Source organism: Mesorhizobium newzealandense, from assembly GCF_042682145.1.
GTDB lineage: Bacteria > Pseudomonadota > Alphaproteobacteria > Rhizobiales > Rhizobiaceae > Mesorhizobium > Mesorhizobium newzealandense.
The window spans coordinates 897,637-921,253 of record NZ_JBHUGZ010000001.1; the positions used below are offsets into that span (position 1 = coordinate 897,637).

Here is a 23,617-nt window from a genome sequence, read left to right on the forward strand (position 1 = left end):
AGTCGCCTCGTCGAAAATTGCGATTCTGGAGATCGAACATGACCAGGCATCTTAGGCGGGATCTGGTGCAGCCTTCCCTCCTCGACAGGCTCACTGACGATGAGCCGAACAGCGCGTGCGAAACGCAGGACAAGCGCAGTTTCTCAATTCGCCAACTACAAGAGGTGATTCTACGCGACGTGTCCTGGCTGTTGAACACGAATCAATTGGCTTCAAGCGTGGCACTCCACGCATACCCCCTCGTCGCGGCCAGCACACTCAACTACGGGGTCCGGCCTCTCAGCGGGCACATCCGCGAAGGCATCGATTCGAGCGCCTTGGGAGACGAAATCGCCGAGAGCCTGCAGCGATTCGAGCCGCGGCTCTTACCGCGCAGTATTAAGGTGATGGTCCTCAACGACGGACAGGACTGCAGCTCCTTTCGCTTTAAGATTGCGGCCGATCTGTGGGCGCTGCCTGCTCCGCTGCCGATGACAATGCGCACGGAGGTGGATCCCGAACTCCAAGTTGTCCGTGTTGGTTTGGATCCGGAGACAAGCTGATGGATCCCCGGCTTCTCGGATTGTACAACGATGAGCTGGCCTACATGCGCGAGATGGGGGCCGAATTTGCTCGCTCCTTCCCGAAGGTTGCCGGACGGCTCGGGATGGAAGCAGAAGAGGTCGCCGATCCTTATGTCGAGCGGCTGCTGGAAGGCTTCGCCTTCATGGCCGCGCGGGTGCAGCTGAAGCTGCAGTCACGTTTCCCGAATTTCACGCAGCACCTGTTGGAGATGGTGTATCCGCACTTTCTACCGCCGATACCGTCGATGACGATCGTGCGCTTCGAACCGGATGCGGAAGCCGGACCGATCGAGAATGCATACGTCGTGCCGCGCGGAACCAAACTTTTCGGCCGACTCGCTCCGGGCGCCGTCACCCATTGCGAGTTCCGCACGGCTCACGACGTCCATCTATGGCCGATCATGGTGAGCGCCGCCGACTACTTCGCGACGCCCGGGCAGATCTCCTCCCTGGATCTTCCGGCCCGGCAACAGGTGAAGGCTGCCTTTCGACTGCGGCTTCGTACCACCAACGGCATGCCATTCAATCGACTCTCACTTAAGGCCCTGACACTACACCTTCTCGGGCCCGGTGGCATCGGTGCGGCGCTTGCCGAGCAGCTGATCGCCGACACACGCGCCATCGTTGCCCGTCCCGTCGGCCGGCCAATCACTTGGCAGGAGAGAATCCCGCTCAATATGCTGCGGCAGCGTGGTCTCGAGCCGAACTGCGCGCTCCTGCCCGAGGTCCCACGCTCCTTCGACGGTTACCGTCTCCTGCAGGAGTATTTCGCCATCGCGGAGCGGACGTTGTTCGTCGAGGTGAGTGGGCTTGCCGACGCCGTGTCCCTGTCAACGACGGAAAGCCTCGAGATCGTGTTCGCGCTTGGCCGAGTCGAACCACGGCTGGAACGTCATCTCGGACCTGAGAACATCGCTCTCTTCGCGACCCCTGCGATCAATTTGTTCGAACGCCAAGCTGATCGAATTCACGTGAGGGAAAAAGACCATGAGCATAATGTAATCGTAGACAGGATGAGGCCCCTCGACTTTGAGGTTCACTCCATCCTCGCAATGAGTGGCTACGGAGAGAGCAACGGAGCAGCCCCCGCCGAGTTCCTCCCCTTCTACAGCATCAGCGCGCACGGCCGGGAGGAGCAGCACTCCAGGTACTACATGCTCCGGCGGGAGCAGCGGCAGATGTCGGAGCACCAACGATCGAATGGGGCGCGAACTGGCTATATCGGCAGCGAGACCTTCGTCTCTCTGGTCGATCGCCGGGCGGGTCCCTATTCGGCGGGACCTCAGCAGTTGTCGGTGCGCTGCCTGTGCTCGAACCGGGATTTGCCGCTGCTGTTACCGATCGGCCGAGACGAGACCGACTTCACCCTGGAAATCGGCGCTCCGGTTACCGCCACCCGGTGCATATCGCCACCGAGCCGACCAGGCCACTCCTTCGCCAACGGCGATTTCACCTGGAAACTGATCAGCCACCTTTCGCTGAACTACCTTTCAGTCAGTAATTCCGACAGGGGTGGTCACCAAGGCGCAGAGGCGCTGCGCGAACTCCTGCGCCTCTACATCGATCCGGACAATGCGTGCGCCTCACGGCAGATCGACGGCATCCGGGAGATCCGGTCACAACCTGCGATCCGGCGGCTGCCTGGCGGTGGACAAGCCGCCGTGGCACGTGGAATCGAGGTTGGCATCACCCTGGACGAAGCGGCTTTCGAAGGCGTCGGCATCTTTCCGCTCGCCTCGGTACTCAACCAGTTCTTCGCAAAATACGTTTCGATCAACAGCTTCACGGAGACGGTCGTCTCGACGTTGCAACGAGGGGAGATCATGCGATGGCCGACGATGACCGGCCGCCGGGCGATCCTCTGATTGCGGACGCTCTCGGCCAATTCCTCAGCGCCGTTGCAGCCGAACCGCATGGTTACGACTTCTTCGAGGCTCTGCGGCGGGTCGACGCGATCTGCTCAGATCGACCTCGACTGGGGGAATCGGGCCGGCCGAGCCTGGATCGGGTGCGGATCGGCCAAGAGCCCTCGCTCGCCTTTCCGACGCGACCGATCGCGGGCGTGACGGATGGAGGGGAGACTGATTTTGCGCGAATCTCCACTTACCTCTTCGGATTGTTCGGATCCAACGGTCCTCTCCCGTTGCATTTGACGGAGTATGCTCTTCTCAGACAGCAAAACGCCGCGGATGAGACGCTGGTCAGGTTTGCCGATATCTTCCATCACCGTATGGCCTCGTTCTTCTTTCGTGCCTGGGCGGAGAGTGAGCCGACCGTAAGCCACGACAGGCCACACGAAGATCGCTTCGCGCTTCAGCTCGCCTCCCTCGCCGGCTTTGGCATGACCGCCCTGCTTGCACGAGATGCTATGCCCGATCTGGCCAAACTCCACTTCACCGGCCGTCTCGCCTCACACACCCGCAATCCCGAGGGGCTTGCCGCCATCGTCGCGAGCTTCTTCGAGGCGCCGGTCGATACACGTGAGTTTGTCCCGCAATGGGTCAAACTGCCCCGCGTCTCGCTCTGCCTCCTGGGCCTCGACCCGCGCACGGGCAGGCTGGGCTGCACGGCTACTGCCGGTAGGAGGATCAGAGTGCACCACCACCGCTTTCGTCTCATTGTCGGTCCGCTCAGCCTGGTTCAGTACGAGTCGCTTTTGCCCGGGGCTCTCGGTCTTAGGACCATGGCTCAGATCATCCGCAATTATATTGGAGATGAACTGGACTGGGAGGTCAATCTTGTCCTCCGCCGCGAGGAGATGCCGGAAGTGCGGCTGGGTCGCCGCGGCAGGCTCGGCTGGACGAGTTGGATAGGCAAGCGGGAGATGCGGCGGGACGCCGATGACCTAACGACTACCCCGCCTGATCAGCGGCTGGAGCAATTGTGTCCAATTCCGCCGTAACTGCTTGAGCGTGGCGCCCACACCGGTTCGACGACGCTTTCCATCACATTTTGCTAGCGGGTCTTCGGTTGGGTCTTTTCCACTTACGCCAGATCGCAGCGAAACCAAGGAACACAATGATGGTCCGATCAAAAATCGACAATCTCCTGAAGCGCAATTGTTCTGCTGCGGTCACCTTGGCCGCGTTCGACCCCGATGATGTTTTTCTCCGACGGCTCACAGGCACCGAGCGGCTGGGGCAACTCTTCCACTACGAGGTGAGGCTCGTCAGCCGCCATCCGATCCAGAACTTTGCTACGATTCCCGGGCAAAGCTTGGCGGTAGGCCTTAAACTCAAGGGCTCTGCAATGCGCTTCTTCCACGGCATCGTTACGGAGTTCCAATACTTGGGGCACGATGACGGAGCAAACCTGAACTACGTGGCGCAGATGCGACCTTGGCTTTCGCTTCTCGATTATCGCTCCAACAGTCGGATCTTTCAAAACAAGACCAGCATAGAGATCATCACCACGATTTTTCGGGAACACAAAGGAAATTTTAAGAACCAGACCACCGGACGATTCCCACAGCGCTCCTACTGCGTCCAGTACGATGAGACGGATCTGGCCTTTGTCAGCCGACTGATGGAGCAGGACGGCATCTACTACTATTTTGAACATGCGGAGGACCAACACGACCTAGTGCTGGTCGACAACGCCGCGAGCCACATCGCCTGCGCGCCCGAGATCGTGGAGACGCACCACAACCTCAGGCCTGCGCCAAATCTACATCGGGACGACGTCATCCTGCGTTGGGAGGAGGTCGTGTCGCTCCAGCCGAACAAGGTCGTTCTCAAGGACTACAACCATGAGAAGCCGAGGGCAGAGCTCACGGCCGTCGCGCAAGTTCCTTCCGTGAAGATCGGAGGCATTCCAGCTTGCAAGCCTGTGGAAGGCACCTTCATCCGATCTCCCGAGGCCGGGCGCTTCAGGCCAGTCAATACCTCAACAGCCTTTGGCGGCGGCTCCACGGCAATTCGGGAGACCTTCGTCTATCCGGGACGCTACACCGAAAAAGCGGACGGGGATTTCTATGCTTGCATCCGCGCCGAAGAGCTCGCCTGCAACGCTTATCGTGCGCGGGTCGAATGTACGGCACGCCAGATTAGAACAGGGTTGATCTTCAAGGCTGCGAATCCCTTTTACTATGGCGATGTGGGTGCGCGCCCAACGCCCAGTGATCGGTTTTTGGCGGTCGCGAGTGATTTCACTTTGGTCGCAGAGTTGGGGGACATTCGCACCGAAGCGGACGCCGCGGGTCGGGAGAGAGAAGTCGTATATCGTAGCACGGTGGAGATTATCCCCGCGACCACCCAGTATCGCCCGCCGCGCCGCACGCCCGAGCCGGAGATTCGGGGACCGCATACGGCGGTCGTCGTGGGCCCAAAGGGAGATACGATCGCGACGGACCAGTTCGGCCGCATCAAGGTGCAGTTCTTCTGGGACCGCGAAGGCAATAAGGACGACACCAGCTCCTGTTGGATCAGGGTTGCCCAGAGCTCGGCGGGTAAGGGCTTCGGCCACGTCATCATTCCCCGGATCGGCCAGGAGGTTGTCGTGAACTTTATTCACGGCAATCCAGATTGGCCCCTGGTGACCGGTGTCGTCTACAACGGCTCTAACCTGCCTCCTGAAACCCTGCCGCTGGACAAGACCTGCTCGACTTTCCGAACGCACACCGATCAGGGCGCCGTCAATGCCTACAACGAGCTGCGCTTCGAGGACAAACAAGGTTGCGAAGAGGTCTATCTGAAGGCAGAAAGGGACCATACCGTGGAGGTTGGTAATTCCTATTGCATCGATGTCAAGGGTCAGTACCTCCTGACTTCAGCCGGCAACTGCATCGAGGTGACGCCCGATAAGATCCGCCTTGTGGCAATGGGCAAAACCGGTCAGCAGGCGATCGAAATCAGCGGCAAGGGTATCAGCATCGCCGGTGCGACGATCGGCTTTTGGCAACGACTCCCAGGCTCGGAGCCACCGTTTCCATCCCACCGACGACACCAGGCCCGCCCACGCCAGCGATGATGAAGGCCATGCGGCACCCGTGACGGAGCCCGCGCTCGGTAGGTTCCTCTCAGGAGTGCGAACTGCCTGGAAGGGGGCGACGAAACCCGTCCCACCGCGTGGCTGAAATCAAAACAAAAGCGAGAACGGCGGCGACCTGATCCATTTGCAGGAGTTACCGAGGAGTTGCTTGGCTGGTTTGACGAAGAACCATGGCGGCGAGCCGGGAACGCAGGCAGCAAACCAAGGTGAAGATATGGCGCAAGGAAAAGGTTCACGCGATGGCATTTGATACGCCGCCGGCGGTCGCGACCATCAAGATAATGGTCAACTGAGCGGTAAGCGATGCACCAAGGCACCTTGCCCAAAATCGTCTTGTGGCTCGTCTATGGTAGGTCGCTCGTTGGCCGGCGCGCCGGCGCCGATCACTGATGGTAGTGGGTGACGTAGTGGAGTTCGCGGAGGGCTGGGATGACGAGGGCGATGTCTTTGTAGGCCTCGTGCTCGATGAAATGCGCGGTCTCGGGCCCCGGTCGGGGCTTGCCAAGGGCGGGCCTGCCCTTTTTGTCGATGCAGTAGATCAGGATCGGCAGCAGCAGGCCGTGGTTGGGGTTGTCGAGGTCGAGCAGCCGTTTCCAGCGTTTGATGTTGAGATTCATGGCCGCGTAGAACCCTTGGCACCACGGCCGGGGGTCGATGCCGCCGCTGGGCTTGGTGGCGAATCGGGGCGCATAATCCTGCGGTCTGTCGAACAGCGTCTCGTTGAGCCGGTTGTGAATCCTGGCGAGGCTGGCAAACACGGCATGATCGGTTGCAGAGCCTTTGGCCAAGACGTCGCGCGGCAACCCCATGAGCGGGCACATCCAGTCTTGCGGGTCCGCGAACCGCGGCCCGGTGACCGCCGCCGTTACGAAGCCATCCAGCGCCGACATGGTCCGCACCAACGGGCGGCGGGCGGTCTTGGCGGCCATCCAGGCTTCGAGCGCCTCGTCCGACAGCGCCATGTCATCGATCGCGCTCATGCCGCCAAGGAGAGCGGCATCTCTTCGCGGCGCCCCCAGTTCCATATGTGGACGGCTCCCACTTGCAAGTGTTTTTTACAGATATTTTTGATCGGATCGCTTGCTTCCATATGTGCGGCCTTTGTGTGTGGTCGCACATGACCACTGGCCAAGATGGGCACCTCGAACTACGGCATTTCCGAGACCTGTGGGGCGGCAAAGCGGTTCGGCCCGGGCTGATGGCGGGAAGTGGCTTCGGTTTTGGTCGTTGAGGTTGATGCTGGGTGCCGAGTTTGGCGTCGCGGCGGCGTTTTCCGCCGCTTTTGGCGTCATGCAGGCGCAGTTCGCCCCTGGTGCCAGACGTAGCGCATCAGATTGTAGGCGAGGTTCGTCATGCCGATCTTGGTCCTGGCGCGGGCGATGCCGATCGTGCGGATGAAGAGTTTCATCTGCGCCTTCTGACGGGCGAAGACGTGCTCGACGAAGGCTCGGGTCTTTGAGCGCCGGCCGTTGGCCCGCGACGTCGCTTCGCTCATAGGCCGGCCCTTCGGCTTCTTGTGGTGGATTTCGGAGACATATCCGTTCCGGTCGAGCCACTCCTCGTTCTTCTTCGAGCGATAGGCGGTGTCGGCCCAGACCGTAGACCCGGTGTTGGCGCGGTTGAGCACGTTGCGAAGCTGCGCGCCGTCATAGGCGGATGCGCTCGTGACGTTCCAGCCGCGGATGAAGCCGTGCCGGCGGTCGATGGCGGCATGGTTCTTGTAGCCGAAAGCGGGAATGGCGATGTCGCGCTGCTGCGCCTTTCCCTCCTCGGCGACCTTGGCCTTGGAGAACTTCACCGTCCAGCGGGCATCGCGATCCTTCTGGCGCAGCTTGGCCGGCTTCTCCTTCCATGCGTCCGGCACCTTGCCCGCCTTGATGTCGGCCTTCTCGGCGTCGGTGTTGCGCTGCTTCGGCGCCGCCACGATGGTGGCGTCGACGATCTGCCCGCCCATCGCCAGATAGCCGGCCTTGGCGAGGTGCTTGTCGAAGCGGGCAAACAGGTTCTCCACCGCGCAGGCCTGCGTCAGATGCTCGCGAAACAGCCAAATCATCTTGGCGTCTGGCACTCTGTCGCCGAGCCCCAGTCCGAGGAAGCGCATGAAGGACAGCCGGTCCTGGATCTGGAACTCGGCCTGGTCGTCGGACAGCCCGTAGAGCGCCTGCAGCACCATGATCTTGAACATCATCACCGGGTCGTAGGCAGGACGACCGCCCCTGGCGCCGTCCGAGCGCTTCAGCACCTTGGCCAAAGGCTTGCGGAAAACCTCCCACGGCACAACGGCGTTCAACTTCTCCAGGGGATCGCCGGCTTCGCTTAGCCGAGCATAGCGCTCATCGATATCCCAGAACCCGGCCTGTCCCCGCATCCAATCCCTCCTTCCAAATCGCAACGGCAGTGAATCACAAACCGGTCAAAATGGGGAGGTTTTTCGAGACCTCCAGATGGTTTCCGCAACGCATGTTCCTAACACGGCAACGACCTTGAAAGGCCAATGGAACTGACGGAGTATCACGCGTCTTGGATCGATCGATCGCACCATCTGCTTTTCTCTTGCAAGTTCACAGCATCAGCTCAACACGGTAGCATTCTATTCTGCTCACCGTGATGGCCAATTCCTATGTTGCTTGCGTTTGCTCCTCTGTCCGCCGATACGCCTCGCCGCTCACCATGAGCTTCCAGGCGACACGGGCAATCTTGTTGGCGAGCGCCACCGCAACCAGCTTCGGTTTCTTCCTTTGCAGTAGTTCGGTGAGCCATCGGGAAGCATGCCTGCTTCGACCTGCTCTGACGTGCTGAAGAAGAGCAGTCGCGCCAACCACCAATATGCTCCTCAGCATTTCGTCGCCAGCACGTGTGATCACCCCCAGTCTGACCTTGCCTGCAGTCGAATGGTCTTTGGGCGTGAGGCCTATCCAAGCGGCAAAATCGCGACCCGACTTGAACGTTCGGGGATCTGGGGTCTTCATCATCAAAAGCGATGCGCCGACCGGCCCGACACCCGGAATTTCGGCCAGGCGCCTGCTGCATTCATCGGAGCGATGCAACGCGGTCAGTTTTTCCTCGACGGCTTTCGTTTCGGTAAGCAAGTCGCGATACTCAACGCCATGCATGGCAAAAAGCTCGCGGGCCAATTCAGGCAGGGATTGATCCGCCGCAATCCGCTCCAGCAACGGTTCGATTCGGCACATGCCCTTGGCCGCGACGATGCCGAACTCCATGGCAAACCCGCGTATGGCATTGGCGAGCTGCGTTCGATTGCGAATGAGTCTCTCTCGCACACCGACCAGCATCAACGCCGCCTGCTGGTCCGCGGTCTTCACCGGCACGAAGCGCATCGTCGGTCGGCTCATCGCCTCACACAAAGCTTCCGCGTCCGCCGCGTCGTTCTTGCCGCGTTTCACATAAGGTTTCGCCAACTGAGGCGCTATCAATTTCACCTCATGACCGAACGAACTTAACAGCCTCGCCCAATGATGAGAGCCTCCACAGGCTTCGAGTGCGATAGTAGTCGGCGGCGTTTTCTCGAAGAATTTCACCATCTCCCTACGCGAAAGCTTCTTGCGAAGGACTGGTTGCTCGCCTGCGTTCACGCCATGCAATTGGAAAACGCTCTTTTCGCGGTAGGGACGCCCGTTACCGGGCGCCCCCCGCTCAGATCCCGGCGAGCCCAATTAAGGCACCGGGCTCCTACCTTGGGTGTGTGACGGCGAAGCGCACGTCGGGCCATGGATGAAGGATGCGTGGCTTCGGGAGCCAGTGTTCTGTCACTTTTGTGGTCCGGCCCCATGTGAATCCGTCCTTCTGGCTACGCCGCCGAAGCGTGCGCCTCCAGAGTTCTTCCACATGGTGCCGAAACGCGGCTAAAGCGCGCGCGTTTGTCGGCACCGCGAAGTAGGCGAAATGCCCGCTCACGATCTGCCTTAGCCATTTCCCCTGTTCGGGTATGGGCCAGTGCATCCGACGCCACAGCTCCTCCTTTATGTTCCTGAGCTTCGTCCGCATGCGGTCGCCGCGGGTCTTCCGTTGAAGCTGGAAGCGCCCGCTGCGCGATTTGCCGCAGATGAACGTGAACCCGAGAAACATAAAGGTCTCCGGCTTCCCGAGGCCGCGCCGCTTGCGATTAGCCGCCGCGAAGCGACCAAACTCAATCAGGCGGGTCTTGTCCGGATGGAGCGACAGTTCGAACTCCTCAAGCCTCGCGCGCATCGCATCGAGGAATCGACGGGCGTCGTCCTCGCGCTCGAAGCCGACCACCAGGTCATCGGCATAGCGCACGATGACCATGTCGCCGGCGGCGTCGTGCTGTCGCCAGCGTTTCGCCCACAGATCGAGTACGTAGTGCAGGTAGATATTGCCGAGGAGCGGTGAGATCACCGAGCCTTGACCCGTCCCCTTGTCGTCTACGGTCACGACCCCGTCTTCGAGAATACCTGCCTTCAACCATTCCTGGATCAGGCGGATGATGCGCTTATCGCCGACCCGATGCTCCAGGAAGCGAACCAGCCATTTCTGACTGACCGCCCCGAAAAAGTTTTGGATGTCGGCGTCAATTATCCAGCTCACTTTCCGATGGTCGATCGCGACGCACAGCGCATCCAGCGCATCGTGCGGCCCTCTCCCCGGTCGAAACCCGTAGGAGAAGCCGCAGAAGTCGCCTTCATAGATGGCGTTGAGCACCATGACGGTCGCCCCTTGGACAATCTTGTCTTCCAGAGCTGCGATTGCCAGCGGCCGCTGCTTCCCATCTGCCTTCGGTATAAACGTCCGGCGTGACGGTTGCGGGCGGTACGCTCCCCGTTGGACCCGGGCGTGCAGATCGATGAGCCGGGGCTCAAGCTCTGCCTCGTAGTCCTGCCATGTCATGCCATCCACCCCGGGGGCGGCCTTGCGCCTGAGCGCGTAGAACGCCGTCCGGAGTGCGTCGACAGTGATATGGTGGAAGAGCGCGGTGAACCTGTCCTTCTTCCTCAGCCTTGCGGCTTTCCGTACGCGATCCAGCGACTGGGACATGCGATCCCGGCCCTGTGTCCGGTGCATGCGTTGCTGTTCCGCGTTCCCCTTGGTCCCCGGCCTTCGCTCCACCAACTCCGCCACCGGTCGCCCGGCTTTGTTCGTCGGCTTCACAGCTACTATGCCGAAGTCAGACTTCTCTGGATCGTTCATCAGCGGCTACGACTCCTCGCCTTCCCACTGCGGACCATCCACCCGCAGGACGGGTTGGGTGGCCAATCCAGAGATCTCCCGGTTCCCGTACAAGGAGCTTCCGTGCATGCCAGGGTCTCAGACCACGCCGGGTCGGCTGAGCGCTCGCGTAACGCGCTCAATCGTATTGCCTTCCGGAACGTCAACGCCGTCGGCACCCGGGATTTTGGACTTTCGCGGCTCAATGGCTGGCCTGCACGCTCCCCTACCGACGCTTCGCCGACATCCTCACGGTTGCCTGCGCACGGCTTGGGGCCGATATGGGTTGCTAGCCCTTCATCGTGGTGGACTTTCACCTCCTACTCCTTGCCAGTCTCCCGGCGCACTGACGTATCCATGCCAATTCTGATAATCTCTTCCACGGACGGTCTCCCTCGATTGAGCTTTCAACGAACTCATTCTGGCACATTGCGATGCCGTTGGGAGCCGTCCACCCCAACATGGCATCAGTTCGTCCCAGCACGAGGCTGGCCAGTCGTTCTGGATGCGCTCGGTGACATCGGCCATGTAGGCTTCGGCATCGACGCCGCAGAGCTTGCAGGTCTCGATGATGCTGAGCACGACCGCTGACCGCTCTGCCGCGGCGAGGCTGCCCGAGAAAAGCCAATTGCGCCTGCCGACCGTAAATCCACGAATCGCCCGCTCCGCGATCAGGTTGTCGGGCTCGAGCTGGCCATCGTGGAGGAAGCGGTTGAACGCGCGCTATCGCCTGGCGCCATAGGCGAAGGCCTTCGCGATATCGGCATGGCGCGACAAACCGTTGCCCTGCTTCATGAGCTGTCGTCGCAGCGCCCGGACCAGGGGTCGGGTCCGGCTTCGTCGTGCGGCCAATCGCTCGGCGGGCGGGAGCCCCCGTATCTCTTCCTCGATCCGGTAGATCGCCTGGATACCGGCCATCGCCGTCGTGCTGAGTTCGGTCGGCTGGCTGTCGTGAACGTCGAATATCTTGCGACGCAGATGGGCCAGACAGGCAGCTTCTCGAATGGCGCCGCCCTTGTAGATCTGGTTATAGCCGCTGAAACCGTCGGCCTGGAGCGTGCCGGCAAATCCGGCGAGCTCGGTCATCACGCTCTCGCCGGCGCGTCCCATGGTGGCGCGATACCAGGCGATAGGCGGTTCCTGCGAACCCGAGTTGCGGTCGTCGGCAACGTAAACCCAGAGCGCGCCTTTGTGCGTCTTGCCGGTGCCGGGCGCCAGGATCGGAAGCCGCGTGTCGTCGGTGTTAATCTTGGTGCGGGTACGGCCGATCTCGCGGATGCGATTGTAGATCGGATCGAGCAAGGCGGCGGCGTAGCCGGCGCTGCGCGCAAGGGTGGATCGTTCGACATCGACGCCTTTGGCGGCCATCATCTGTGCCTGACGGTAAGATGTTGCGCAGAGGATTATGCTGCGGAGGCTCCATTTCCTCCCAGATTTCAGACAATTTGAAGTAATCTCCGCAACATAATTTTCTGAAGCCAAGCCGGTGGCATGATCAGGGCTCCAACAACAAGGAGACTCGGATCATGTTTGAAATTCTATTTGGACAACCGCGCACGATCGCGCGCTATCGTTCCGCCCCATTGCAGAAGGAGCGGCTTCAGTATCTTTCGCATTGCGAGCGTCTCGGCATTAAGATCGAGACATTGCGGAAGATCGCATACCACCAGTGGGATTTGGTGCGCATTCTCGATTTGCACGACAACGACAGTTCGAACTTGTCCAAGATCGAGAACGCGCTCCGGCGGTGGTCCTCACCCGCGGAACGCAAGTCACGATCTCGCGCAGGTCGGCGCTTCTTCGGGCACGCTGAGCGGTGGATGCGCTTTATGGGCTGGTTTGAGCCGCGGGCTATGTTCCACTCCCATACGCGCGAGGTTGCTATCTTTGCCACGCGCATGGCCTCCGAACGCGGATGGGCGAAGAAGACGATCGATGATTGTTGTCGAACGGTCGACAGCTTTTTCGTTTGGCTGGATGAAACAGGCGTCGATCTATCGTCGGCAGGGATATCCTACTTCGATCAGTTTATCGCGCGTTATCATGCGCGCGGTTTTAATCGTTCAACCGCCCATCTCTATGCTCAACAACTTCGTAGGTTCATCCGGTTCGCCGAGCAGCAGGCTTGGTGCAGACCGGGATTGGCCGACGGGATCATGCCGCCACGGCGCTATCCGGGCGAGACAATTCCGAAGGGATTGAACCGAGACGAGGTCACCCGTCTACTCGCTACCACAGAAGGAAACCATCCCCACGAGATACGCGCCCGCGCTATCCTGATGCTGCTGATCACCTACGGTCTGCGTGCCGGAGAAGTCAGCGGCCTGCAGCTGGGAGACTTGGACTGGCAGCAGGAGATGTTGCGGGTACGCTGCCCCAAGCCCGGACGCACCCATCTCTATCCGCTGTCACCAGATGTGGGGCAAGCGATCCTGCGTTACTTGCGCGAGGTTCGACCCGCGCACCCTGAACGGACACTGTTCCTGACGATGAAAGCCCCGATTAGGCCGCTTACCCGCGGGGTAATTAAGGGGATCGTCTTTACTCGTCTCAATGATCTCGGAATCACAGGCAAGCGCCGCGGCCCACATGCGTTACGCCATGCCGCGGCCCAACATCTCCTGGATCAAGGTTTATCGATGAAGGCGGTCGGAGACTATCTCGGTCATCGAAGCACGAGGGCCACCGCGATCTACGCCAAGGTCAATCTCAATGTTCTTCGCGAGGTTGCGGAGATCGATCTGGGAGGCCTCCTATGATTCTTCGTGAAGCGGTCGACCACTATGTCGTATGGCGGCGCGCCCATGGCGCGCGATTTATCACCAGCGCAAGGACATTGTACCAATTTTGCAAGAACTTCCCCGAGCACGCGTGCTGCGATGCGGTTACCGAAAGCGATGCGCGCCGCTTTCTCGCTGGAACCGGTCCGCTCACGCGTTGGCGCGCGAACAAATATGGCACTCTCGCCGGTTTTTACCGTTATGCGATCAGTCGCGGTTATGCTGTCGCCTCGCCGTTGCCGCCGGCGGACGAAGAGCCGCGGGAGCCGCAATCAGCGCCCTCTTACATCTACTCCCGTGAGGAACTGCAGCGTCTGTTTGGAAGCATTGGCATTAGCCGCAAGCGCAGTATCCGGCTCGACGCCGAGACCTTCCATATGTTGCTCTTGATCCTGTATGGCGCGGGGCTGCGAACCAGCGAAGCGCTCCATCTGACCATGAAGGATGTCGAGCTTGCGGACGCCATCCTGACGGTGAGGAACACCAAATTCTACAAGAGCCGTCTCGTTCCTGTAGCGCCTCAACTTGCCGGTGCCCTTAGACGTTATGCCGAACTCCGTGCCGATCGCCCCCTGCCAGAAGGAATGGCGTCCGCCTTTCTCGCAAACCGCGACGGAACGCAGGTAAGGAAACACAATGTCGATCATGCATTCAAACGGCTACTCAAGCATGTCGGAATCGACCATAAGGATGATGGCCGACGCGCCCCGTGTCTCCACGCCCTGAGGCATACTGCAGCCGTCCATCGGCTGACGTCCTGGTATCGCGACGGCGCAGATGTGCAACGGCTGCTACCAGCACTCTCGACATATCTCGGTCACGCCGACCTGGACGGCACAAGCGTCTACCTGTCGATGACACCGGAACTGTTACACGAAGCATCGGCCTGCTTCGACCGCTACGTCAACGGAGGACACCATGCGTGATCTTCGTACACTCGGCCCTTGGCTTCGGCGCTTTCTGGCTGATTACATCGTCACTGAACGCCGTCTCGCCCGCAATACGCAAATGAGCTATCGCGACAGCTTCACGCTGCTGCTGCCATTTATCAGTACAAAGATCCGCAAATCAGCGGATCGTCTGAATGTCGAAGATATTACTCCGGCACTCATACTGCAGTTCCTTGCTCATCTTGAGGAGAGCCGCAGTTGCTCGGTACAGACCCGAAACCAACGTCTGACGGCGATCCGATCCTTCGCGCGCTTTGTCGCCAGCCGTGACCCAGCTCATCTTGCCTGGTGCGCGCAGATCCGTGCCATCACGACAAAGAAGGCCGCGCCGCAGCCGGTCTCGTGGATGAGCAGGGACGAAATGGAAGCGCTTGTAACGGTTCCCGACCGCCAAACCCTACGCGGCCGGGCCGAGCATGCCCTGTTGCTCTTCCTCTACAACACGGGAGCGCGGGTCTCGGAAGCCACGAGATTAGAGGTCGGCGATCTTCAGATCAGTCGGCGCGGCGATAATCATGCGCTCGTCACTCTTCACGGCAAAGGCAACAAAATCCGCCAATGCCCACTGTGGGCGCGCACAGAGGATACGCTCGGCGAGCTCATTCAGGGACGGGAAACCTGCGAGCCCGTCTTCCTCAGCCGCCATCGCAAACGATATACGCGGTTCGGAGTTTATCGGCTTGTCGAGCGATGTGCGGCACAGGTGCCATCGCTCGCTGCAAGGCCGATCACACCCCACGTGATCCGCCATACATGCGCCTGCCATCTGCTGCAGGCGGGTGTCGACCTTAACACCATCCGTGCATGGCTCGGACATGTAAGCCTTGAGACCACCAACATCTACGCCGAGATCGATCTCGAGATGAAAGCGAAAGCGATGGCACTCTGCAGCGCCGCCGCTCCGCGACCGGAAAGGCCGTGGAAAGAGAACAAGGGCGTGATGGCGTTCCTAAACGCTATTTGAGTCCAATAAATTATGTTGCGGAGATTACTCCAGATTGCCTGAAATCAGGGAGGAAATGGAGCCTCCGCAGCATAATCCTCTGCGCAACATCTTACCGTTTGGACTAACCCGCTCCGCCACGGCGGAGCGGCAAGGGGGGTGTACGCCGACGGCGCGGTCTTGGGGCGTCCTCTGTCGTGCCGGTCAGGCGTTCAATAGGAGCTCCAACTGCGCGAGCATGGGGTGGCTGCTTGCAGCCCATTCCATCGGACAAAGGAGCTTGTCATGACCCAACTTCGGCAACGCATGAGCGAGGACATGCAGGTGCGCAACTTCGCGCTCAACACCCAGCTCTCCTATCTGCAACAGGTGTCGCTGTTCGCCCGCCACTTCGGCAAGTCGCCGGACGTGCTCGGGCGCGAGGACATTCGGACCTATCAGGTCTATCTGACCAACGAGAAGAAGCTGGCGTCCGGTTCGATCCACACCGCCATCGCGGCGCTGCGCTTTCTCTACAGTGTGACGCTCGAAAGGGACTGGGCGCCTGAAGAGGTCCTCCCGTTCCCCAAGAAGCCGCAGAAGCTGCCGATCATCCTCAGCCCCGAGGAAGTTCAGCAATTCCTCGGCTGCGTCCTCAACGTCAAACACCATGCCATCCTGACCACCTGCTATGCCGCCGGCTTGCGCATCTCGGAGGCGGTTCAGCTGAAGACCACGGACATCGACAGCCAGAGAATGGTCATCCGCGTCGAGCAGGGCAAAGGCCAGAAGGACCGTTACGTGATGCTGTCGCCCAAGCTGCTGGAGATCCTGCGCAGCTATTGGAAGGTGCGCCGGCCAGAGGCGTGGCTCTTCCCCGGCGATCGTGCCGGCCAGCCGATCACCAGGGATGCGGTGGGACAAGCCTGCGCGAAAGCGCGCGACCTCTCCCGCTTGCCCAAACCGGTCACGCCGCACAGCCTGCGGCACGCCTTCGCCGTCCATCTATTGGAGGCCGGCGCCGACGTGCGCACCATTCAACTGCTGCTCGGTCACCGCAGCCTCGCGACCACCGCCCATTACCTGCGGATCGCCACCAACAAGGTCTGCGCCACGTCGAGCCCGTACGAGCTCTTGCCGCGTCCGGCCCCCACCCCGCTGCCACCGGCCAAGCCTCAGTACTTCTGAGCTCGAGCAGATGGCCCGCTCGGGGCCGGAGGTGGCGGATATCTTCCGCCGCTACGGCGAAGCCTATCGCGTGCAGCATGACGCGTCGCTCAGCACCGCGCAGCGTCGCGTCATGACGGCGATCGAACTCTGCCGCACCGCCGCGCTCGGCGGGCATATCGAGCAGTGCGATCAATGCGGCCACCAGCGCATCGCCTTCAACAGCTGCCGCGACAGACATTGTCCCCGCTGCCAATCGCTGGCCCGCGCGCAATGGCTGGAGGACCGTCGCGCCGAGCTTCTCGACACCCAGTACTTCCACGTCGTCTTCACGCTGCCGGGTGACATTGCCGCCATCGCCTATCAGAACAAGGCGCTCGTCTACGGTCTGCTCTTCCGCGCCACCGCCGAGACACTGCGCACCATTGCCGCCGATCCCAAACACCTGGGTGCCGAGATCGGCTTCTTCGCCGTGCTGCACACCTGGGGCCAGAACTTGCTGCACCATCCCCACCTGCACTGCGTCGTCCCAGGCGGTGGCCTTTCTGCCGACGGCACGCGATGGATTGCCTGCAAACCCGGCTTCTTCCTGCCGGTCCGGGTGCTCTCGCGCCTGTTCCGACGCTTGTTTCTGGAGCACCTGGAGAAAGCCTTCGCGGCCGGCCAGTTGAAGTTCTTCTCTAGCTTGCAGGCCTTGAGCGAGCGCGACGCCTTCCGGCGCTATCTGGAGCCCATTCGAAAGGCCGAGTGGGTGATCTACGCCAAGCCGCCCTTCGCCGGACCCGAACAGGTCCTCGACTACGTCGGCCGCTATACGCACCGCGTCGCCATTTCCAACAATCGCCTCGTCGCCATCGAGGATGGCACCGTTCGTTTCCGCTGGAAGGACTATCGGCACGGCAATCGGCAAAAGGTCATGACCGTCTCGGCCGACGAGTTCATGCGCCGCTTCCTGCTGCATGTCCTGCCCGACGGCTTCCATCGCATCCGCTATTACGGCTTCCTCGGCAATCGCCATCGCGCGCAAAAGCTCGCCCACTGCCGCGACCTGCTCGGCATGCCGGCTCCAGAGGCGTCGAACAGCTGCTCGGCGAAGGACTACCGCGACCGCTACGAGGACCTTACCGGGCATTCCCTCCGGCAATGCCCGGCCTGTCATCAGGGGCGGATGATCGTCATCGAAACGTTCGACGGCGTCACCGGACCCCCGCCATACTGGGATACATCATGAAAGAAGCGCTCAGCTTTCGTCGTCACCGTATCGCCCGGGCCGTTCGGCCGCAAAACCGAGCCGGTCCCGCGAAGGTGTGCGCCATCACCCCCGGGCAGCCTCTCCCGGCAGGGCGCGGCGCCGGTCCTCACCTTGCCGCAACCGATATCCGTGCCGCTTTCGGCGCACCGACCCCTGCAATCGCCGCGTCCACGACCGCATCCGCGCCCACGCCATGCCTGTTCATGGGCACGGCCTCAATTGAACGCCCATAGCGGCCACCCGTGCCGGCGGCTTAGTCCAACACGTTTTTAGCTCACCGTCGCGATCCACCACAGCGCGCTCTCGCCAGCCGCCTTTCTGCGCGACGCCAAGCTAAAAACGCTCTGCATTATGTTGATGTCAACATAAACGGTAGAAGGGTAGATGATAACCCCACTTCGCCATCATGATATGGGCGAGCGCGGCATAGCTGAGCTTGCCGCGTGCAATGGCCTTGGCTGGTGCCGGCGCCTGGATGATTTTATCGCAGGTCCGGCAGCTGTACTTGGGTCGAATGGTCTCCATCACCTGCCAGGCCTGGGCGACCAGATCGAGCATCTCCTCGCTATCTTCGCCCATGGCGCGCAGATCGCCGCCGCAGCCCGGGCAGCATGCGCAAGACGGCTCGCGAACGATGCGCTTGCGCGGCAGGTTGGGGTTGAGCTTGCGCACCGGCAACACCCGGACCTTGTCGGTGTCGGCGACGATGGGCAACTCGATATCGGGCACGCCGGCGGCGAAATCGGTCTCGAGATCTTCGAGTTCGAGCAGCATCTGGCCCAGCTTCTCGGACGAGCGGCCGAAGGCCTTGCGGTTGAAGCGATCGATCCGCAGTTGCAGGCGCTGGATGCGAAGTGCGGCCTCGGCGCGCTCCCTTCGCAGTTGCTCATCCCGCTCGGCGATGGTGATGTCACGGGCAGAAACGGCCGCCTCCAGAAGGGCGATCCGGGCGAGGAAATCAGCGATTGAGGGAGCCTGTTCCGACACCCAAATTACATACCCGAAAGAGCTTCTTTACGGAAGCAGAATCGACACAAAATCAATGAGAAACGTCAAGATCAGCCAGCCAGACGCGGTCGATAAATCTTGCTTGGCCGGCGCCAGTCGATCCCGTCCAAAAGCAGCGAAAGCTGCGCCTTGGTGAGCGACACGGTGACCTGATCCTTCGTGGTTGGCCAGGCGAAACAACCATCGGTAAGCCGTTTTGTAAAAAGGCAGAACCCCTGGTCGTCATGCGCCAGAATCTTGATGATATGACCCTTGCGTCCACGGAAGCAGAAGATCGCGCCAGTGTGCGGGTCGAGCGCAAGCACCTGCTGCACCATGCGTGCCAGGCTGTTGATCCCGCGGCGCATATCGGTCGCGCCGCAGCACAGGTAAATCCGGTCGGTCGGCACCACCGTGATCACCTGGTCAACTCCGCCAGAACGATGTGCAGCGCTGTCGGATCGACGATCCCGTCGATCCGCAATCGCGCGCCGTTCGCAAAGGCCACGACGATCCTGCCGGCCGGGTCCGGGCAATCGGCGACGGGGCGTTCGACCTCGGGCAGATCGCTCACGTCGATGCGCGCGAAGGTCGCCATCGCCTGATCGGCATCAGGCTCGCCGCCGGCCATCTGCTTGCGCCAGGCATAGAGCTGTGATGGGGCTACGCCGAACGCTTGCGCGACCTCGGTCACCGACGACCCCGCCGCGCTCGCCAGGTCGACCAACGCGCGCTTCTCGGTGCAGCTCCACAGCCTTCGTTGCCGCGCACGCCCAATCACTATTGCACGGTCTTCGGCCGCCGCCGCACCGCTTAACTCGGCGACCAAATCGCCCTCTGCATGTTCCAATGTCATGGCGCGAAAACTCCATGTTCATCGGCCTATTGCAAGGTGCCTTGGTGCACCGCTTACACTGAGCGTCCCAGTCGTAGGGAACAATCCTGGTGAGGCAACGCGGGGGGCTGTTTCTCAATTCGCCCGACAAGGCGGCCAGCAGATGGTTCTTTGGGACGATATTCGAACCGCCCCACGGCACCATATGCAGATGTCTTTCCAGCAGCGCGGCCGCGGGATCGTTGGTGACGTTCGGCAGCTAAAGGTCGATGTCGATAGCTACAACGAGGCGAGGTCGGACGAAGAGCCTATCCAGATGGATTTCGACTTCACTATGGACTTGCGGAAATCGAGGCAGCAGAAGCCGCCTAGTCGCCGCGCCTTCTCCAGCGGGCGGATGCAGCTAATCGCGTCGCTGCTTCGGCCCTTTGTTCTGCGCGACATGCGGTCAGCCCGCACGCGGCCGCCAATCTTGCCACCGCGCCGCCCTAGCTCCACAGCGGCCTTGTTCTTGAGATCTTCTTCAGCCGGCGCCTCGCCAGTCGCGATGTCAACTATCGACCTCGCCAATTGGTTTGCGTCGCGCGGGCGCTTTGGATGCTTATCGGTCATAGCTTGAAGATGGCCTTCGTTTCCGCCTATTTCCAGACGGCGTATAGGCGAAAGCGCCTATTGTGGTTGGGACGGAGTTTCAAACTGACCCCACTACCGCCGCGCCGAAGGGCTTGCATCACCCGCTGGATCCGGCGTTGCTGAATGCTCTCGAACGCGCATGATGGCATATCCGTTTTATATGGGACGCTTCAGCACATCGCAGCTAAACAAAGAAATGCCGTTTTGCCGGCCAGGAGACAGGGACAGTAGTCGGCCCGGCAGGAGCGGCTGGTGAGGCGATGGGCAAGGAGTTGAAAGCCGCGTAGCCAACGCTCAACGAGGCGCGCCCGACCGGCGACGGCCATGTGGAGCTGGCGTTTGGGCCCAGCTCAGGACGAACTGGCCCGCGAGATCAAGTCGCGCTGATGCCAAGTGCTCCGGACCAAAGGCTCGAAGTTGTGAGTGAGGACACCAAGCGAAATGATGCCACAACTGGACCACTGGCTCCAACAGGTAACAGGAATAACGGGGCTGCTCCCGGAGTTACTCGGCGCGATTGCGGAAAGGCTCAGCCCGATCGATCTGCTGGCGGTGTCGCAGACAGACGGCGAGCTGCGTGCTGCTGTCCAAATGTCCGCGGCGTTGGAAGAAAGGCGCCAGATGGCAATCCGGGTTCAGGCCGTCTGGAACAGGTTAATGGTCCTGCAGCCAGGAGTCGCGAATCCCTTTGTCGCACTAGTTGTTCCCGGCGTGTTGGAATCTCTCGCATCCAATTTCAATTGCCTGACCAGCGTGCAGCAGGAGCAGCTCGTTGCCATCGCCGAAGGACATAACGACCCCGAGCACCGCGTCTTTGCCCTGCGAGCCCTCGGCGGGGGGCTGGGAGGGCTCGCGCCCACGCTTCAGCAGCGCCTCGTCGAGGTCGCCGAAGGACTTGACGACGAAGAGCACTGCTTCCAAGCCCTGGAAGCGCTCAGACGGGGGGTGGGAGGGCTCGCGCCCGCGCTCCAGCAGCGTCTCATTGATCGCGCCGAGGCGCTTGACCCCGAATATCGCTTCTTGGCCTTGGAGGACCTCGGGCTGGCCGTGGGTGAGTTTACGCCCATGCTCCAGCAGCGTCTCGTCGAACTCGCCGAGGGGGTTGACGATCCCCAGTATCGCGTCGCTGCCCTCGTTTGTCTCGCAATGGGTGTGGGAGGGCTTGTGCCGGCGCTCCAGCAGCGTGTCGTCGATCGCGTCGAGGAGCTCAACCCGGAAGACCGCGTCTCGGTGCTTCGAGCCCTCGGGATAAGCGTGGGAGAGTTTGTACCCGCGCTCCAGCAGCGTGTGGTCGACCTCGCAGCAGGGCTTGTCGATCCCGTGCATCGCGCTCAAGCCCTGCAGCGCATCGGACTGGCCGCAGGAGAGTTTGCGCCGGAACTACAGCAGCGCCTCGTCAGGCTCGCCGAGGCGTTTGTCGATCCCGAGCATCGCGCTCAAGCCCTGGAGGGCATCGGACGGAACCTAGGAGAGCTTGCGCCCGCACTACAGCAGCGCCTCGTCGTGCTCGCCGAGGGGCTCGCCCAGTACGAGCATCGCGTCACAGCTCTGCGGGGCCTCGCAGTGGGCGTCGAAGGACTTGCGCCCACGCTCCAGCAGCGCCTCGTCGACCTCGTCGTGAGCCCTGACCTCGAAGATCACTTCTCGGCCCTCGCAGCCCTGGAGTCAGCCGTGGGAAAGCTTGTGCCCGAGCTACAGGAGCGCCTCGTCGTGCTCGTCGAGGGGCTCGCCCAGCCTCATCAACGCGTCTTAGCCCTATGGGGCTTCAGATGGGGCGTAGGCCGGTTTGCGCCGGCGTTACAAGAGCGCATCGTCGTGCTCGCCGAGGGGCTCGCCCAACCCGGAGATCTCAACCAGGCCATGTGGATCTTGAGAAAGGGCTTTGGACGTTTTACGCCCGAGCTACAGGAGCGCCTCGTCGTGCTCGCCGAGAATCTTAACGACCCACACGATCGTGTCACTGCGCTGCTAAGCCTCGGAGAGAGCGCGGGATTGCTTCCGCCCGAGCTACAGGAGCGCCTGGTCACCTTCGCCGAGAGTCTTAACGACCCGGACAACCGTGTCGCGGCCGCGCGGGTCCTTGGAGCAAGCGTGGGAGCGTTTCCGCCCGCGCTACAGCAGCGTCTCGCTGCTATTGCTGAAGGTCTTGTCCATCCGTGGGCTCGGGCTGCCGCCCTGGCAGCCCTGTGTCCTAGGAACTAAACCCATTCACTTGGGGTTTTTCCGCCCAGGGTAATTCAAGTCTTGCAATCGGGCGGCCTCCGGCCGCGTTGCCGGTACGAACTGATGGAGCACGAAAGCTTGATCATGTCACCGCTGTTGGCAAATGTCTCGTGGTGTTCTCGCGTCGGTCATTCGCGTCCTGAACAGCTCGGAAATGTCTGGTCGAATGGGTCATGCCCTAGCCCGCGGCGTCCGGGCTCCGTCGAAGTCGAGAACGGTCGTCGTGCCATCAGCTCATCTTGAAATCGCCGGATGGCTCCTGTGGATCTCGATCAACTTTCTGGGAGCATAATGGGACGGGACTGAGAAGATGGACATGGTTGGACAACTTGTTAGCCTCAAAGGCCACATGCATATCTGCCCCCTGGTCGAGCCTGGACCACGGCCGCATATCGGCGGCCCCGTGATCTTGACCGGTCAGAATTTTGTCTGCGTGGAGGGCGTTCCAATCGCCACCGTGAGCGACAGATGCCTATGTTCCGGCGCGCCGACAACCTCCGACAGCATTAAAGAAGGCTCTTCAATCGCGCGGATCAACGGCAAGAGGATTGCGCGGATGGGAGATTCCTGTTCACACGGTGGGCGCTTGGTTCAAGGCGTGCCGTGGATAACGTTCGAGTAACATCGCCGGCGAACGCGCTGGCGCCGACTCGAACTTCGAGACGCCGCGGCATCGTGCAGGGCAACGCCACGCCGCCGCTCGTGCCGATGCCGGAGGCGATGAAGCGAGAGCTTGAAGAATACCCCGGGCGTATTTGCGACCAATTCTGCGGCGGAGCGGGCAACAACTCAGGATGCGGGCGGCCGAGGCCGAGCACGACTGCGAGGACCACGTGATCGTTGCGATGCGCCAGACGGTGGTCTACTCCTGTGAGCTGAAATTAGACGATCTGGAATATTCAAACAGCTTGAAGGCTGTAGCCTCCCGCATTCAGCACCGGCAGACGTGGCGGCCGCGCAACGAGGGCACGCAAGCGCCGACGATACTTTAGTGGAGTGCGTACATAAATGGTCCCGTGCTCGCCACCCACGAACTGCCGTTGCAGAGAGGACGTGAAGCCGCTCCACGTTGGCACGGTGCCGTCGCCGACGTCCTCTTCCTCGATCGAGCGGGACGCAGTTTGCCGAGATG

The 23,617-nt window shown here is 61.2% G+C and carries 21 protein-coding genes and 1 pseudogene; 12 read left to right on the forward strand and 10 right to left on the reverse strand.

The window, feature by feature from the left end:
- The first annotated feature begins 38 nt into the window (after positions 1-38).
- From tssE to ACFSOZ_RS03965, 5 genes are all read left to right on the forward strand, one after another.
- Positions 39-542, forward strand: coding sequence for a type VI secretion system baseplate subunit TssE (gene tssE, locus ACFSOZ_RS03945; RefSeq protein WP_378926036.1), 504 nt, complete (start codon positions 39-41; stop codon positions 540-542).
- Positions 542-2,428, forward strand: coding sequence for a type VI secretion system baseplate subunit TssF (gene tssF, locus ACFSOZ_RS03950; RefSeq protein WP_095090148.1), 1,887 nt, complete (start codon positions 542-544; stop codon positions 2,426-2,428). The genes tssE and tssF overlap by 1 nt, the downstream gene beginning before the upstream one ends.
- Entirely contained in the window at positions 2,392-3,465 is a 1,074-nt protein-coding gene (tssG, locus tag ACFSOZ_RS03955) for a type VI secretion system baseplate subunit TssG (RefSeq protein ID WP_095090505.1), read from the forward strand. Before tssF ends, tssG begins: the two co-directional genes overlap by 37 nt.
- A gap of 119 nt (positions 3,466-3,584) precedes the next feature.
- Entirely contained in the window at positions 3,585-5,531 is a 1,947-nt protein-coding gene (locus ACFSOZ_RS03960; RefSeq protein ID WP_245331258.1) for a type VI secretion system Vgr family protein, read from the forward strand.
- 191 nt (positions 5,532-5,722) lie between these two features.
- Positions 5,723-5,845 (forward strand): hypothetical protein, encoded by a 123-nt coding sequence (locus ACFSOZ_RS03965; RefSeq protein ID WP_280952832.1) that lies wholly within the window; start codon positions 5,723-5,725, stop codon positions 5,843-5,845.
- Positions 5,846-5,935: 90 nt separating this feature from the next.
- Here the strand turns inward: ACFSOZ_RS03965 and ACFSOZ_RS03970 are convergent, their stop codons facing one another.
- The 6 genes and pseudogenes from ACFSOZ_RS03970 to tnpC all read right to left on the reverse strand — a co-directional run.
- The gene (locus tag ACFSOZ_RS03970) at positions 5,936-6,514 is read right to left on the reverse strand and encodes a UPF0149 family protein (RefSeq protein ID WP_378926041.1); all 579 of its coding nucleotides are present in this window, start codon (positions 6,512-6,514) and stop codon (positions 5,936-5,938) included.
- A gap of 326 nt (positions 6,515-6,840) precedes the next feature.
- Positions 6,841-7,920 (reverse strand): IS5 family transposase, encoded by a 1,080-nt coding sequence (locus ACFSOZ_RS03975; RefSeq protein WP_379093720.1) that lies wholly within the window; start codon positions 7,918-7,920, stop codon positions 6,841-6,843.
- Positions 7,921-8,170: 250 nt separating this feature from the next.
- Positions 8,171-9,226 carry an IS110 family RNA-guided transposase gene (locus ACFSOZ_RS03980; RefSeq protein WP_378976656.1) on the reverse strand — a complete coding sequence of 352 codons (1,056 nt, stop codon included), beginning with the start codon at positions 9,224-9,226 and terminating at the stop codon, positions 8,171-8,173.
- 16 nt (positions 9,227-9,242) lie between these two features.
- Positions 9,243-10,718: a group II intron reverse transcriptase/maturase gene (ltrA, locus tag ACFSOZ_RS03985; RefSeq protein WP_095090362.1), complete on the reverse strand. Its 1,476-nt coding sequence runs from the start codon at positions 10,716-10,718 to the stop codon at positions 9,243-9,245.
- A 315-nt stretch (positions 10,719-11,033) separates the two neighbouring features.
- Positions 11,034-11,318: a transposase domain-containing protein gene (locus ACFSOZ_RS03990; RefSeq protein WP_417568609.1), complete on the reverse strand. Its 285-nt coding sequence runs from the start codon at positions 11,316-11,318 to the stop codon at positions 11,034-11,036.
- Between the two features lie 24 nt (positions 11,319-11,342).
- A pseudogene (tnpC, locus tag ACFSOZ_RS03995) lies at positions 11,343-12,218 on the reverse strand (IS66 family transposase); the annotation flags it as partial.
- Positions 12,219-12,262: 44 nt separating this feature from the next.
- On the opposite strand from tnpC, the gene ACFSOZ_RS04000 reads away from it, so the two are divergent.
- The 5 genes from ACFSOZ_RS04000 to ACFSOZ_RS04020 all read left to right on the forward strand — a co-directional run bounded on the left by ACFSOZ_RS04000 (position 12,263) and on the right by ACFSOZ_RS04020 (position 17,786).
- Positions 12,263-13,495 carry a tyrosine-type recombinase/integrase gene (locus ACFSOZ_RS04000; RefSeq protein ID WP_172235141.1) on the forward strand — a complete coding sequence of 411 codons (1,233 nt, stop codon included), beginning with the start codon at positions 12,263-12,265 and terminating at the stop codon, positions 13,493-13,495.
- Positions 13,492-14,442 (forward strand): tyrosine-type recombinase/integrase, encoded by a 951-nt coding sequence (locus tag ACFSOZ_RS04005; RefSeq protein WP_378925860.1) that lies wholly within the window; start codon positions 13,492-13,494, stop codon positions 14,440-14,442. Before ACFSOZ_RS04000 ends, ACFSOZ_RS04005 begins: the two co-directional genes overlap by 4 nt.
- Complete coding sequence (locus tag ACFSOZ_RS04010; RefSeq protein ID WP_378925857.1) at positions 14,435-15,430, forward strand: tyrosine-type recombinase/integrase; 996 nt, start codon at positions 14,435-14,437, stop codon at positions 15,428-15,430. The genes ACFSOZ_RS04005 and ACFSOZ_RS04010 overlap by 8 nt, the downstream gene beginning before the upstream one ends.
- Before the next feature lie 264 nt (positions 15,431-15,694).
- Positions 15,695-16,576: a tyrosine-type recombinase/integrase gene (locus ACFSOZ_RS04015; RefSeq protein ID WP_379093723.1), complete on the forward strand. Its 882-nt coding sequence runs from the start codon at positions 15,695-15,697 to the stop codon at positions 16,574-16,576.
- Positions 16,577-16,586: 10 nt separating this feature from the next.
- Positions 16,587-17,786 carry an IS91 family transposase gene (locus ACFSOZ_RS04020; RefSeq protein ID WP_379093727.1) on the forward strand — a complete coding sequence of 400 codons (1,200 nt, stop codon included), beginning with the start codon at positions 16,587-16,589 and terminating at the stop codon, positions 17,784-17,786.
- Positions 17,787-18,167: 381 nt separating this feature from the next.
- On the opposite strand, the gene ACFSOZ_RS04025 is transcribed toward ACFSOZ_RS04020, so the two are convergent.
- The 4 genes from ACFSOZ_RS04025 to ACFSOZ_RS04040 all read right to left on the reverse strand — a co-directional run bounded on the left by ACFSOZ_RS04025 (position 18,168) and on the right by ACFSOZ_RS04040 (position 20,241).
- Entirely contained in the window at positions 18,168-18,794 is a 627-nt protein-coding gene (locus ACFSOZ_RS04025; protein ID WP_379093730.1) for an IS66 family transposase zinc-finger binding domain-containing protein, read from the reverse strand.
- 71 nt (positions 18,795-18,865) lie between these two features.
- Complete coding sequence (tnpB, locus tag ACFSOZ_RS04030; protein WP_378926049.1) at positions 18,866-19,216, reverse strand: IS66 family insertion sequence element accessory protein TnpB; 351 nt, start codon at positions 19,214-19,216, stop codon at positions 18,866-18,868.
- Positions 19,213-19,650, reverse strand: a complete 438-nt coding sequence (gene tnpA, locus ACFSOZ_RS04035) for an IS66-like element accessory protein TnpA (protein WP_379093733.1) — start codon at positions 19,648-19,650, stop codon at positions 19,213-19,215. Before tnpA ends, tnpB begins: the two co-directional genes overlap by 4 nt.
- A gap of 258 nt (positions 19,651-19,908) precedes the next feature.
- Positions 19,909-20,241: a hypothetical protein gene (locus ACFSOZ_RS04040; protein WP_378977003.1), complete on the reverse strand. Its 333-nt coding sequence runs from the start codon at positions 20,239-20,241 to the stop codon at positions 19,909-19,911.
- A gap of 462 nt (positions 20,242-20,703) precedes the next feature.
- Here ACFSOZ_RS04040 and ACFSOZ_RS04045 point away from each other — a divergent pair, with 462 nt between their 5' ends.
- Positions 20,704-22,464 (forward strand): serine/threonine-protein kinase, encoded by a 1,761-nt coding sequence (locus ACFSOZ_RS04045; RefSeq protein ID WP_379093736.1) that lies wholly within the window; start codon positions 20,704-20,706, stop codon positions 22,462-22,464.
- Between the two features lie 370 nt (positions 22,465-22,834).
- The gene (locus ACFSOZ_RS04050) at positions 22,835-23,107 is read left to right on the forward strand and encodes a PAAR domain-containing protein (RefSeq protein ID WP_342586887.1); all 273 of its coding nucleotides are present in this window, start codon (positions 22,835-22,837) and stop codon (positions 23,105-23,107) included.
- Positions 23,108-23,617 lie beyond the last annotated feature (510 nt).